The organism is Paenibacillus sp. J31R120, assembly GCF_056269225.1.
The window spans coordinates 202,666-216,492 of sequence record NZ_JBWDNN010000006.1 but is presented as its reverse complement, the minus strand read 5'-3'; the positions used below and the strand labels follow the sequence as shown (position 1 = coordinate 216,492).

The window sequence follows — 13,827 nt, the reverse complement described above, 5'->3', positions numbered from 1 at the left end:
CGCGATCGATTCATTGAATTTAGCGGCAATATCCGATATGATCATTGGTAATGATCGAATGTTCGGAAGGAGAATGATGACGTTGAAATACGCCGTTATCGACAGGGGCGACTCGCTGTCCCAGTCGTTAGCCCAACAATTCCATGCCCTGGCGGTTGACCGCGGGTTCACCCTGAATGAGACCCATCCTGAGATCGTCATATCCATTGGCGGAGACGGCACGCTGCTGCAGGCGTTCCACAAATATATAGATTGTATCGCCGACGTGTCTTTTGTCGGCATCCATACGGGCCACTTGGGCTTCTACGCAGATTGGAATGCTGATGAGCTGGAGGAGCTGGTCCGCCATATGGCGGAGGAGACGCCGCGCATGGTCCGATACCCGCTCGCCCAGATTGAAGTGGAGACAAGCTCGGAAACCTTGCATTATTTGGCACTGAATGAATTTACCCTAAAGGGCGTAGACGGCACGCTTGTCGCGCAAATCAACATTAATGACGAGATGTTCGAGATGTTCCGCGGCGACGGCATTGTCATCTCTACACCATCGGGCAGCACAGCCTATAACAAAAGCGTAGGGGGCGCTATCGTCCACCCTTCCATCGAATCGCTTCAGATCGCGGAGATCGCCTCTATCAACAACCGGGTTTTCCGGACACTGGGCTCTTCAGTGCTGCTGCCGAAGCATCATCATTGCGATATCATTTCCAAAAAAGAACAGCGCATTCAGCTTAGCATCGACCATGTGAACATTACCCATAGCGATATTCGTTCCATTCGCTGCAGCGTTGCCTCCCGCAAAGTCAGCTTTGCGAGACATCGCCCCTTCCCGTTCTGGGATCGCGTGAGAGAAGCATTCCTTGGCTACGATGTTCGATAAGCTGTTGTGATAAGACCAAAAAAAACGCCGTACGCTCTTATGAGCGTCCGGCGTCTTTATCTTTATTGGTTTGGTTTTGATTGGACGGATTGGCATTCCGCGATTGCTCCGATGCTGCAGCAGACTCGCTCGCTGCCGCTTTCACGGGCTTTTTCCCCTTATGATCGTGGTTGCCGCGATGGTTTTTGTTGCGAAAGTCCTTCCGACGGCCCTGTCCGTCGCCGCCTGAAGAGCGATTGCCGCCCTCTGCGCGCGAATTGCCGCTTCCTCCGCGATGGCGATGCGGATGCTGCTCTCTAGGAGCCGCTTTGGGCGCTTCCGCAGCGGAAGCTGTCTCTGCGGAAGCTGAGACCGCAGCGGACTCTACCGCCGCCCTCAGATCGCCTGCTTCAAGACGCACTGCATCTTCCCCATATTCCAAATCCAGGTCCATATCCTCTTCACTTGGCTCTCTGCGTGCGCCCTGCTTCTTCTCCAGGATGAAATAAGCGCAGCCAAAGTTGCAATATTCGTTAATGTAATCTGCAGCCGTTGCATAGGTGCTCTCTTTGTTGGCCTTCTGATGGCCATCACGGAAAAACCCCTTTAGCCGCAACTGGTTGTAGCCCCAATCCCCGATGATGTAATCATAGCGCTCAAGCACTTCGCTATATCGATTGCGAAAGGCTTCTGGATTCCAGCCGCTTCGGTTCTCATGAATAAGCTCGTACGATTTGCCTCCAATATGAATCAAAGCCATGGTTACACCTCACTTCAGCGTCGGTCAATTATTTGGCGCCAGCACTAGCGCTAGCGCAGGAGCCTGTCGATTCCAGGCCGTAATTCGGCGGAATCAGCTCTTCCGCAGCCATTGCCGCATGTGCGGAATCCGTCTGTTCATGCGCATGGTACGAGCTGCGCACAAGCGGACCCGATTCCACGTGACGGAAGCCGCGCATCTTGCCTTCTTCTTTCAGCTTCGCAAATTCGTCCGGATGAACATAACGCTTGATCGGCATATGTTTTGGAGTCGGCTGCAAGTATTGACCCAGAGTCAAAATGTTGCAGTCCGCTGCTCTCAAATCATCCATCGCTTGCAGAATTTCATCCCACTCTTCGCCTACGCCCAGCATGATGCTGGATTTCGTCGGAATTTTCGGCTTCATTTCTTTGGCGCGCTTCAGCAGCTCCAGGGAACGCTTGTATTTCGCCTTCGCGCGTACGCGGTCGGACAAGCGCTCAACGGTCTCGATGTTATGGTTCAAGATGTCCGGGTTCGCGTCCATCACGACCTGCAAAGCATCCCGGTTGCCCATGAAGTCTGGAATAAGCACTTCTACGCGGCAGAACGGCATGCGCTTGCGAATCGCCTTGATCGTAGCAGCGAAGATCGATGCTCCGCCATCAGCGAGATCATCGCGCGCAACGGATGTGACGACACAGTGCTGAAGTCCCATTTGCTCAGCAGCCTCGGCTACGCGCTCTGGCTCTTGAAGATCAAGCTCCGTCGGCAGGCCCGTCTTCACCGCACAGAAACGGCAAGCGCGCGTACAGATATCGCCAAGGATCATGAAGGTAGCTGTACGATTCGTCCAGCATTCGTAAATATTCGGGCAGCGCGCCTCTTCACAGACCGTATGTAGCGTCTTCGTGCGCATCATATCTTTAATTTCGGCATAGTTGCCGTTTGTTGTCAATTTTATGCGAAGCCAGTCCGGCTTTTCAAGCTTTTCGCGTTGTGTCATGTGTCGATCCCTGCTTTCACATTCAGTTATAAGTTTACGGCATTGCCAACATTATAACACGCTTTGTACAGAAAAAGTATGACCAGGCCCGCACGCATAGACGATTATCTATAGTTTATCGGAATGCGATCTATCGCAAATTGAGATGTGTTTGGCTAGAACCCATCCATTTAAACCATAAGAGGATGAAATGATGTAGTAACGGTACTTTACCTTATGGAGTTTGGCTGACAATTCATTCATTCTATCGAATATCATGGGCCATCCATAAGGCTATGTCTTACTAATAAATCATGGTTATGTTTATCCCCAAATCGCTTACAAAGTAAGTAGCGTGTCTGTGCTTCCTTTTTAAATTCCTTTTTAACGTTATAACAAAGCGTTAGTCATGTTTCATTTCATATGCTAGAAAAGCTTTCTCTAGTCGTAGATGTAGTAATTCAAATCGAACATCTATTTCTAATTGATTGATGCCCAGTAACACTTCTTTAACCATTAACTTATTGAACTGCTCACCATCCCGAAAGATGTAGTGTAATATCGCATATTGGCATTGCTCCAATGTTTCTAACCGCTTGTAAATCGTATCTTCCTGCTCGATGTAGCGATTATACGTGTTCATTTGTTCGCTCATATGTTCACCGCCTATATAATGGCTTGATGAAGCCCAACAACTTGAATACCGCCGTAGAGATAAATACCTTCGTAAAGAGGGCGTCGATCAAGAATGCGTTTGACCTGCACCTTCGTAAAATGCTTTTCTTGCTGAGTTGTAAAGAGTAGTTCATCTGATATGCTAACTGGGATAATGACCAATTAGGGAATAATTCCTTTAGTTCATACAAGCGTTGGACAGCAACCGCTTCATCCAAATTGATTTCGATTGCCTTCTGACCTTTCTTCGCCTTGTAGCTGAATGCCCCCGACCTGCGTAGCCGCCCACTTGTGCTTTCTCGTTACGTCCCCGGCTTAGTTTCATGGAGATTTTCAAGCGTTGGGTATGCTTCAAGCAGTTCCATTAGCCCATTAATCAGGAAATCAGCAGGGTCTTTCTTGTAAATACTGGTAGGTTGACTGTTCGATATACTTTTTACGTCTACGCCATACTTCTTGAACTCCCGATGAACCAACACCTTCACGATATCAGACCTCCATAAACGGCTTGTGTTGAGGACGACAACTGCATTCACATCTTGGAACGGGCAATAGAACAGCGTCTGAAAGCCAATTCTGTCCACCTCAAGAGCATCCTCGTCTATCTTAGCCCCACTGATACCCTCATCTGTAAGATGTTCTGCAAGTCCCATCCTTGCTCCCGACAATAGAAGCGGATTTCATCTTGCATAGGATAAGCTGTAACCATCCCTTGCTTGTCCGCTTGTTGACACTCTGACATAACCGATGACTTTTATGCTGTTTCCTGCCCCACCATTACGATAATCTTGATTATGGATAACCTGTTTAAATTTTGACTTACTCTTTTCTTGAAATGGTAAAACTGCTAAACTTGCATTGTTTAATATTAATGAATAGTGCATCCCTCATTCAGTGACTAAAAGTCACATTTGATTAATTTGATTATACAGTGACTAAAAGTCACTAGTCAAGGAGTTAGTTCTATGTTCAATCGAGAAATATTTGCAGAGCGTTTTAAAAACCTACGCCTCTTGAAGTCAGTCTCGCAGCAGGACATTGCCACATCTTTGGGAGTTGATAGAACTATCGTAAGTCATTGGGAACGAGGTACACGAATCCCTAGTTTAGAAGTCGCTTACAATTTGGCAGAATATTTTGACGTCAGCCTTGATTACCTAGTTGGACGTTCTGAGTGATTCCATCACCCTAAAGGGAAGACGGGACTCTTTACTTTAATCCATCAATAGATGACCGTTATCTCTTAATCCTCCATCCAAGAATCAACAATCCCCCTTGAAATTGCAGACCGCCAACAGCGTGTCTGCTGTTTCTTTTTCAAGTAATTCTTCTCTTGGTTCTTCTTTATTTGAATATTGTTTATGATTCTTATTAGTGAAACTGTAGGACGGTTCATTGCAGACTGTGTGTCCTTCTTTCAGACTCTCTATCATGCAAGACCGATTGTTATGTCAAATCGTGGGACACAATGACACAATGTCTACAGCCTTAACAGACTGTCTGACGGCTATTTGGACAGAGACTTGAACGCAATAATAGACACAGCGTTATTAACCGCTGACATCTAGTGAAATCGCTTGGCATACGCTGTTATCAGGGATTGTGCGGAACTGTCCAATGTTTTTTTTCAGCAAATTTGTCTATTGGAGAGCGTCTTTCATACAGTCCTTGGAGTCCGCGGTATACGCCTTGTAATCGTTGCCTTTGACTATCCCTAGATTCCATAGCGTCAGTTCTCTTTCGTTTACCTGCTTCCTCACACCGCTGATAAACTCATGTGTCTTCTCAGAAATCAGCAAGTTTGGATGGCAATGAAGATAATTCGGCAAGTAGTAGGTATTGTTCTTGCTGAACTGGCTTACCAGAATCATACTTTATCAGCCAACTCTGAAAAATGACGTTCTACAATCAGACTCCATTTATTTTTGGAAAACTGAGAGAAAACAAAGCTAATGTTATAGAATCCAATACGGGGGTATCTGATGATTTTGAGGGGGGAAGATAAAGCTTGCTTAAGTAGGTTATATTGTTAAAGCTTAAAGGAGTACTTACATCCGTATTTGGAGATATTTCATGTGAATCTGATGAGAGTAAAGTTTCATTTGAGACTGCCGCCCAATACATTCGGCACTGTTGGGGTAAAAGAAAAGACCTTACAGGCTTTTCCCTCAAGGTCCTAGGTATCAGTTATCCTTATTTAATCTTGCCTTGCTACTTCGTGTGTCTCATACTGGAAATTATCGTACTCCCAATCCAAATGACGATTAATAGCCTTTGTCACTTCATCCCACGTGGGACGAATACAACCCTCCAAAATCTTATTAATTTCTATTTCAACCAAAGACATGTCAAATTCATTGATAATAAATGTTGCTCTTCCATCTAAAATTTTATCTTCTTCTAAAATTGAAAGTAATCTTTTAGGTGTCATAATTCTGAAATAAAAATAGTCGACTCCCTCTGAATCAGCAGTTCCTATATCTGCATTTGCAGGAAGTACGAAATCATCTACTATCTCAGGCTCACCACGTAATATAATTCTTTTCAAAACAGGAACTATCAAAAAAATCACCTCAAATCAGTAATTATTCAATTTCGTCATGGTAATTCGTAAGTCTGTTACCTTTCTTATCAAACTTTTCAAAATTCGCTTCATATACACCTTTGCTATTCATTTGCCCAGTCCTTACAGACCTTAATCCATCTTTACTAGTATAGAGCATACCAACGTAATCAATCGCCGCATCATTTATTAAGTCGGCTGAAACTTTCGCACCTGGTAAACCATCGTTTTTCTTTGAGTTTCTGGCCAAATCTGCTAAGTCAGAAGCTGAACTTCAGAAATTATTAATATTATGAACCCATATTCTTAAATCACTAACAAAGTAAGTATGAAAATCAGCAACATTAAAGTTGTATACCTTAACCAACTCAGATGGGGAGGATATTTCGATTCCTCTTCCAGACGCTGCTTAAGCTTTTGATCCATGTGGCTCCCCTCCAAATCGGTCTCTCATTTGCTCCCGCCCCTTGAGGAGGCGCGACTTCAGTTAATTATGTTCAGCTCCATAATGTCGGCGATTTTCTTCTCGCTGTAGATATGAAGGTATTTCAAGATAAGCGGTATCCGGTACATATCCCGGAGAGATGCAGGGCATCGTACAGATCGACTTTGCCATCCAGCATGTTCGCTTCCACGGCCACTCGCTCCAACTGATCACCCATTGGCACGACCTTCTTCTCCCGCTCCATCACCCGGGTAGCACTCACGAAGCAGAATGCTGTAAAACCACGGCTTGAACAGCTAGGCTTTATCATATTGCCAGATGTTCCGGTAAACACGGAGGAAAGTCTCCTGCACCGCATCCTTCGCCCACTCCCGATTTTTCGCCACCAGCGCGGCCGTCCTCATCGCATAGTCGAAGTACTCGTCATACAGATTGTGGAACGCTTCCCTGTCGCTCTGAACGATCCGGCTGATCGTATCAAGCTCCACCTCATTCACCTCTTTCTTGCTGCTCTATAAGTATTACGCGGCAAGTTCGGAGAAAGTTTGCTCTTATGTATGAAAGTATTCATGAGGAAACAAAAAAACAGGTCAATCATGGTGCTATCTGACCACAGTCGACCTGTTCAATGTAACGAAATAGAGTTATTCAGATTGTAACTTTCATAAATTGATGTGCGTATAAACAAAATGCCGAATTCTCAATACTGGTATTACATGGATTAACCGCGCTATTGGTTACAATGGTTCAATCTATGCTGGGCAGCCCTCACCAAAGAAAAAATCTTAAAAGGCAAAAGCCAAACAAAGTATAGAGAGAGTTTGTCAGTCATCTAACTTGATAGACTGTTATGGCTTTATCTGATTCCCCCTTAAAGTTTTCACGTATTTCAACATTAAATTTAACATTAGGAAATAGTTCCTTAAACCGTAGCTTCCAAAAATGCTTAATAATTTCGCAGAACTCATTGTAAATATCATCATTATCCAATGACTCATCTCTTGCAAGTAAGAAAAAATCTGTCAAAGACCAAGTATTCACATGCTTTTCTATTTTTTCTTTGTCGAAATTAAATTCTTGTTCTAACGACTCGATATTCCCATTATAAAACTCCGAAATAATGTAGCATCCATTAACTTCTACTATCCTAGGAGACAACACTGCGGCAATTGATAAATAACTCTCAATACCACAAACATTAAAGGCATGATTTATCATGGTTTTCCCCATAGGGTTAGTAAACTCTTTCAGCAATTCCTCTCTAGATATACTTTCATAAATTCTCATGTTCATTCTCCTATTTTAAGAATTCTGATGGAACGCTGCCTTCCAACTTTATATCTCTTGGATAATAATTCCCATTAGGCGCTTTATCCCACACGGTCATTTTTACCCGTTCACTCGAAATATCATAAATTAATCTGCCATCAGCATCATAAACGAGGGTATGTCCTGCATCCGTTTTAACGTAACTGTTCGGAGTGCCATTCAGTGGTCTTCCTCCACCACTCCTTCCCCCCGCTTTAATCGTTCCTGTATTTTTCAAATTATCGAGCAAATTCCTATCAAGTTCGGAAGCATTAGTTACGTTTCGAGTTAGTTGACTACCCGTCGCCTTAACTTCTTGCTTAATTCCAAACCATTTGCCCATTTTTTCAATAAAAGTCATACCCTTTTTCTCTAGCTGCAAAGCCACAGTAGGAGCTTTTCCTAATGGAATAACCGATATGACAAGCTCTCCGGCACTAATAAGCTGTTTTATTGTATAGGGATCAGATTGTGCTACATCAATATAATCGCTTAGTGCCCCCATCGAATACGTATCAGCAACCCGATAAATACCATCCCCTATTTGCTTCCATGTTGAAGGGGGACTTTTAGGATCTCCATCACAGTTGTATGCCCCTTCGCAGGGTCTATTTCCACTCGGATCGATATATTTCAGTGGATTGTTGAGTACATACGTATATAAGTTCAAACTTAGCGGATTCATAATATCCCCTTTATACGTATCCTCATTGATAAACCTACCCAAGCTTGGATCGTACCAGCGGGCCCGAAGATATTGTAATCCAGTACTATGATCCCATAGCTCCCCGGAATATCGGAATGGATTAGGTACAGGGTCTGTCGCCTGGAGTGTATTTCCCCATATATCATACTTATAGCTATTCTGAACGGCTCCGGAAACTGATCGAAGCTCTATGACATCACCATGCCCGTTCTTCATGTAATAACTCTTGTTGCCCGAGCCATCCTCTCGCAATAATGGGCCATTACCCTGCAAATAACTCGCTTTCTCCGTCACTGTATTACCGCTTTGCACAATACCTTCTGCAACTAACTGCTGACCAGAATAATAATAACGTGTCGTTACATTATTTTCCTTGCGCTCCACCAATAAGCCGTCACCATCATATTTATATTCGACGACGGTTCCATTTTTCGTGGATTTAACAAGGCGATCCAACGAGTCGTACTCATAGGATACATTCCCCGCTGGAATATAAGCCCCGCTATCTGATGATAAGGTAAGCCTATTTCCTCGACTATCATACGTATAGCTTTCATTGAAGAGCGATGATGTTTTCAGCCGATTCATCGAATCGTATGTGAATGTATATGTCTCTTCAGGTTTATTCAAGACCTTTTCTACCTGTTTATTGATGTTGCCATTAACATCATAGCTGTAGGCGTATTTATTAAGTTGATTAGTACCGTTCAGATGCCAAACCTCGGTCATCTTCCCATTTGCATAATTATAATCATGAGTGAGCCCATTGACATATTTCATTTGATCAATCATATTGCCGTATACGTAACTAAATTCCACTTGCTTGGCATTGTTCCAATTCACTTGTTTAATTTGTTTCTCATCATTATAGAGATAGTTGACTCGATCGGAGAATGGCAATATGACATGTTCTAGATCCCCAGCTACATCATATCCATAATCTATTTTTTTGGTATCTGGATACTCGATATAATCCAAATATCCTGTATCCGGTTCATAGAAGTACTTTGTCGTTCGGGTACCATTATCTTGCATCGTCTTTCTCGTGCCATCCAGATTGTAGGTGAATCGAATGGTTTGATCCGGACCGCTCTTTTGTTCCAGCCAGTCCCTTTTATTGTTATACAGATAGTTGATTTGTTGACTCTTCTTATTGATGAAAGCAGAGATATTCCCGTTACCATCGTACGTATATTTCTCGACCTTATTCAACGGATCCGTCGTCTTTATTAATCTTCCTATCTCATCGTAGTCATGTTTAACGATTTTACCATCAGGATAAGTCATTTGAATCATGTTGCCAGATCGGTTATAACTATACTGAAACAGCTGGCTATCTGGAGCCTTCACGGACAACAATCTTCCTAGCGGATCGTACACATACGTTGTCAGTAAATTTTTCCCGTCCTGTTGGGTTAGCAATTGATTGACCCAATCATAGGTCCCCGTCCATTTTGTAGTGAACTGATTCCCCTGTCCATCCTCACGCTTGATGACCCGCCCATACGAATCACTTGTCTCCCTGACCTTATAGCCGGTTGGGTCGGTTATCACCGAAGTGGCAAGGAAATCATCAAACGCAATGGTAGTCTGCACCTTTCCGGATTTCGCAACCGTTAGAACCCGTCCCCAGCGATCATAGTTGAACGTCGTACGTAAACCGATTGCATCTTCGGCCCAGATCATTCGACTATTCGAATCATATTCATTTTTCACCTGCGGTCTCATAACACCTGCAACATAAATCCCTGATTCCATATGGAGGCCTAGAGGATTCCATTTGACATAGGATTTTCGTTTCAATTCATCTTCATGTGTGATTTGATTTTGAAGATCAAAGTATTGCTGTGTGATCGTCGAGCCGTCGGGTTGCGTTACTACCGTCAAACGATCTAGCTTATCATACGTATAAGTGGACGTGTTTTTATTCCCATCTGTAAAAACTTGAATCAAGCCGGTAGGTTTATAATATAATGCTTGGAGCTCTTGTTGACTCGCCACCCCGTTTACATCCTTATACAACTTTATGATTTTGGTTGGAAAAGCGCTATTATAACCATTGGCAGTGCTGTATTCAACCTTTATGGTATTAGTACGATTCGTCTCTTTATTCTGAATTTCAGTAACGTTACCATGGGCATCATAGGAATAAACCAAATGCTGCAAAATAGCTCCTGTCGCCGAATTCGCTCGAATCATCACCTCTTTCGGATCGCCTTGGGCCGTACGACTCACAATCTCCGTATATAAAGATTGAGCAGCACTAAAGCGTTGAATCGAGCTTTTTAACCGACGATTGGAATCATAGGTAAAGTCGTTGACAGCTCCCAACGCATTGGAATGCTTAGTAACGTTTTTGTAATTATCGTAGACATAATTTTCGGTTGCCCGATTTGCCGAGGATTGGCCTGCCGCATTCGTATAATACGTTGCAACTGAAAGCGGGTTCGTCCTTGTCTTCGTCATATCATAAGTCATATCCGTGACTTTACTTACGTTAGTAGTTAAATCTTTAATCGCTGACTTGGTATGGTAGAAAGCTGATCCTGTATCCGAGTTTATAAATTTTTTGTTGAAGGTATGTGTCGTTTCTAGCTGCTGATCGAACAATTTGGTCGAAAAATTGTGACTGCTTCCATGTTGACTTCCCATATCTCCTTGATAGACAAATGTGGAAAGATTAAAGTCCTTCGTTTGCCCGTTAGCAAAGGTCACGACATCTTTGCGTGAAGCTAACCTGTAAACGTCATTATACGATGTTGAACTTCCCCACTTTCTTCGAACATAGGTTGATTCATACGTATATTCTGTTCGTAAACCCGTTGGATGTACAATCTTGGTTAGTAAATTGTAATTATTGGCTTTGCTCCCTCCACTTGGCGCAAGCTGGAACGTAGCTTGTCTCGTTGCATAACTGTAAGTGGTTTGACGACCTGCCTGATCAATAACTTGATTCAATACTTCCCTGCCATCAAGAATTCCTTTGACGTAGGTGACCGTACTATTATTATATTTAATAAGCACTTTGTTTTGTGGGTATTCGATAACGATCGTATTTCCGATGGCATCGCTAACCGAAGTAAGTACCGTACCATATGTCGCTATTTCACTATATCCAAAACCAATATAATTATTGTTCTTGTCCTGAATATATATCGCGTTACCATCATTATCGAAATAAATATTGGTACCCAAAACCGACTTTAATACCCCGACTGACTTTCTACCCAAATACGTCATTGAGGTATCATAGGCATACGACAAATCGGACCACGGATAATTTACGAGCGCAGTTCCAGAAATTTCGTATGATCCCAAATCCGGCACATTCACATATTTTTTGCTTCCCTCGGTTTTCACATAAGGAATGTTCCATGTCCAACCTTGACCAATGGGGAATTTTTTATTTATCGGGTTTTCTTTAGTATGGTTCGTATAGCTAGTTTCTGGGTTGGAATAAATGCCCGAGGTTGCTCGATATACGGTTTTAAACGTCTCATAATTATCGTTATACCTACCGCTTGTTACGACGCTGTATAAATCATCGATTTCTGCACGGGTGTATCTGGACATCGTTCCCTCAGATGTTCTAGGGATCCATGAAGGTGCTTCAGAGATTGTGTACGAGTAATCGAACGAATATTTTGTTCGGTAATTATATGCATAGTACATATCGAAATGCTGTGCGCTACTCGTATCATAAGTACGTGTTAGACTAAATGAAAGCCCGTTTCTGCCCGGTAAATTAATATCTGTTTCTGTTATGCTTAGCGAGCCGGACAACATAGATACATTCTCATTGTATAACTCTATAGAGAAAGGGGCTTCGTCTATCTTCATTTGAGGAGCCACTATATTGGGTTCATTAGTACTTTGAATATTCATTGTACCGCTTGAGTTTTTCTCAGTATCCTCATTATTTTCTATTTCTTTGACATCTTCAATTGTGGAACTTGTTTTTTCCTTATCCTGTTGAGCTGTAGATTCTTCTAAGATTTTTTCAGGAAGAATACTCTTGTCTGTAATCTCATTAGGTGAGAAATTCTCCCTATCCGAATAGAAATCGTCTCCGAAAATGGACTCGTTTTCACTTTCAGCCGAATCCGATATGTTTACAGGAACCAGTGTTTCGCCATCACGATTGTTCAAACCACTGGATACTGTTGCTTTATAAGATGCTGTAAATAATTTTTCTTTTTCAAGATATTCATCATTTAGTCTCGCACGTTCTTGAATCACTGTCTGCTCAGAGTATGGATCAGAGGTTTCTTTCTGAATTCTAATCGCTTCTAACTCCAAATATTTTTTCAGAAGATAGCTTTTTTCTTCTGCTGTTCCTTCAAATTCTGGAACATTGCTTTCAACGGGCTCATCTTCGGGAAATGGAAGTGAAGGTAGCTCTTCTTCCACACTTTCCGGTGGATCTGTCGCTAGTATGAATTGTGCGAAACCATAGCCAAATAATTCGGCTGGCGTCAGCTTCAAAGTATTTAATCGCATCATTTCATTGATTTCGGATGAACCTAGTCCAGGAAAAGCCGCCATATACCTGGCTGTAATACTTGTGACATTCGCAGCCGCTATGCCTGTACCGTCATATTGTCCACCTTCTCCACTTATGCCATAGCCTACATAATCGAGATGAGTTCCTCTATTCGATTGGTGCATAAGCTGATACTCTTCATCCACTGCTCCTACTGCAATAACCGTATTATAACCGGCAGGGAATTCCAATTGATCGGAGGCTTGGTCACCGGCAGCCGCAATGAGTAAAATCCCTTTTTCACTTGCCATATACATAGTTTCAGCCAATGCTAGTGAATAATCTGAATGGTTAAAACTCATATTAACAATATTTATTTCATTATCTATAGACCATTCGATAGCCTCAATAATTTGACTGTATGAAGCAACACCTGATTGATCAAATATTTTAAGCGCATACAACAAAGATTCAGGGGAATTTTTCTTTATCACAGCAATGACACTTCCCCCATGCCCATGATTATCCCGGTATTTGTCTTCATCAGATATAAATGATGCTCCTCCTGCAACTTGTTCTTCAGAAGTTGCGCCTGTATCTAGCACAGCTATTTTAACAGGAGATGATGCGGCTGCATGATCCGCTAGTAGCTCCTCCTGAGTGCTAGTTAATATTGAATTATTTTGGACATTGATATTATCAGTCGTAATCTGATCTACCTTCTCGGTGTCGGGTAGTAATCGCTCGGTTTCCGCAATTGGAGAAGCAGTCAATTGAATGGCTTTATTCTTTTCGATGAATTCAACATTCTCATCCGCCGTTAAATATTGGTATTCTTCCTGAGATAAGGTCACATTAAGGATTGAAACATGCTTGAATGTTTTTATAATGCTCTCTGGGGTCAGGCTATCAATTCCCGCTTCGATATCTTTGAATTTAATTAAATATTGTTCTATTTGCTCCTGAGCTTGTTCCTCCATTCCCGGCTCAGCATATGTCTGAGGAACACTTGTAATAAGCATTAAAAAGCTCAGTGCAAAGATTAATACTTTCTTCATACGAAT

11 protein-coding genes and 1 pseudogene are annotated in these 13,827 nt (G+C 42.7%); 2 read left to right on the top strand and 10 right to left on the bottom strand.

Annotated elements, in window-relative coordinates; translation table 11 throughout:
* Positions 1-82: 82 nt before the first annotated feature.
* Complete coding sequence (locus tag AC0YNW_RS21525; RefSeq protein WP_475833747.1) at positions 83-880, top strand: NAD kinase; 798 nt, start codon at positions 83-85, stop codon at positions 878-880.
* A gap of 37 nt (positions 881-917) precedes the next feature.
* Here AC0YNW_RS21525 and AC0YNW_RS21520 read toward each other — a convergent pair whose 3' ends face one another.
* The 4 genes and pseudogenes from AC0YNW_RS21520 to AC0YNW_RS21505 all read right to left on the bottom strand — a co-directional run bounded on the left by AC0YNW_RS21520 (position 918) and on the right by AC0YNW_RS21505 (position 4,016).
* On the bottom strand, positions 918-1,619 hold the full coding sequence (locus tag AC0YNW_RS21520; RefSeq protein ID WP_475833698.1) for a YutD family protein: 702 nt from the start codon (positions 1,617-1,619) through the stop codon (positions 918-920).
* Positions 1,620-1,647: 28 nt separating this feature from the next.
* Positions 1,648-2,604 (bottom strand): lipoyl synthase, encoded by a 957-nt coding sequence (gene lipA, locus AC0YNW_RS21515; protein ID WP_475833697.1) that lies wholly within the window; start codon positions 2,602-2,604, stop codon positions 1,648-1,650.
* Positions 2,605-2,986: 382 nt separating this feature from the next.
* The gene (locus AC0YNW_RS21510; protein WP_475833696.1) at positions 2,987-3,238 is read right to left on the bottom strand and encodes a hypothetical protein; all 252 of its coding nucleotides are present in this window, start codon (positions 3,236-3,238) and stop codon (positions 2,987-2,989) included.
* Between the two features lie 11 nt (positions 3,239-3,249).
* Positions 3,250-4,016, bottom strand: a pseudogene (locus AC0YNW_RS21505) (recombinase family protein).
* 207 nt (positions 4,017-4,223) lie between these two features.
* Between AC0YNW_RS21505 and AC0YNW_RS21500 the strand changes: the two are divergent.
* The gene (locus AC0YNW_RS21500) at positions 4,224-4,436 is read left to right on the top strand and encodes a helix-turn-helix domain-containing protein (protein ID WP_475833695.1); all 213 of its coding nucleotides are present in this window, start codon (positions 4,224-4,226) and stop codon (positions 4,434-4,436) included.
* 1,019 nt (positions 4,437-5,455) lie between these two features.
* On the opposite strand, the gene AC0YNW_RS21495 is transcribed toward AC0YNW_RS21500, so the two are convergent.
* The 6 genes from AC0YNW_RS21495 to AC0YNW_RS21470 form a co-directional block, all read right to left on the bottom strand.
* Positions 5,456-5,821 (bottom strand): Imm8 family immunity protein, encoded by a 366-nt coding sequence (locus tag AC0YNW_RS21495; protein WP_475833694.1) that lies wholly within the window; start codon positions 5,819-5,821, stop codon positions 5,456-5,458.
* Between the two features lie 274 nt (positions 5,822-6,095).
* Positions 6,096-6,188, bottom strand: a complete 93-nt coding sequence (locus tag AC0YNW_RS21490; RefSeq protein ID WP_475833693.1) for a polymorphic toxin-type HINT domain-containing protein — start codon at positions 6,186-6,188, stop codon at positions 6,096-6,098.
* 181 nt (positions 6,189-6,369) lie between these two features.
* Positions 6,370-6,528, bottom strand: a complete 159-nt coding sequence (locus AC0YNW_RS21485) for a hypothetical protein (protein ID WP_475833692.1) — start codon at positions 6,526-6,528, stop codon at positions 6,370-6,372.
* A gap of 34 nt (positions 6,529-6,562) precedes the next feature.
* The gene (locus AC0YNW_RS21480; RefSeq protein ID WP_475833691.1) at positions 6,563-6,754 is read right to left on the bottom strand and encodes an RNA polymerase sigma factor; all 192 of its coding nucleotides are present in this window, start codon (positions 6,752-6,754) and stop codon (positions 6,563-6,565) included.
* A gap of 340 nt (positions 6,755-7,094) precedes the next feature.
* Positions 7,095-7,553, bottom strand: coding sequence for a hypothetical protein (locus AC0YNW_RS21475; protein ID WP_475833690.1), 459 nt, complete (start codon positions 7,551-7,553; stop codon positions 7,095-7,097).
* Between the two features lie 10 nt (positions 7,554-7,563).
* Entirely contained in the window at positions 7,564-13,821 is a 6,258-nt protein-coding gene (locus AC0YNW_RS21470; protein ID WP_475833689.1) for a S8 family serine peptidase, read from the bottom strand.
* Positions 13,822-13,827 lie beyond the last annotated feature (6 nt).

Coding starts and splice junctions, on each gene's coding strand:
- lipA (WP_475833697.1), bottom strand. CDS start 2,604: ATGACACAACGCGAAAAGCTTGAAAAGCCGGACTGGCTTCGCATAAAA.
- AC0YNW_RS21500 (WP_475833695.1), top strand. CDS start 4,224: ATGTTCAATCGAGAAATATTTGCAGAGCGTTTTAAAAACCTACGCCTC.
- AC0YNW_RS21510 (WP_475833696.1), bottom strand. CDS start 3,238: ATGAGCGAACAAATGAACACGTATAATCGCTACATCGAGCAGGAAGAT.
- AC0YNW_RS21520 (WP_475833698.1), bottom strand. CDS start 1,619: ATGGCTTTGATTCATATTGGAGGCAAATCGTACGAGCTTATTCATGAG.
- AC0YNW_RS21475 (WP_475833690.1), bottom strand. CDS start 7,553: ATGAGAATTTATGAAAGTATATCTAGAGAGGAATTGCTGAAAGAGTTT.
- AC0YNW_RS21470 (WP_475833689.1), bottom strand. CDS start 13,821: ATGAAGAAAGTATTAATCTTTGCACTGAGCTTTTTAATGCTTATTACA.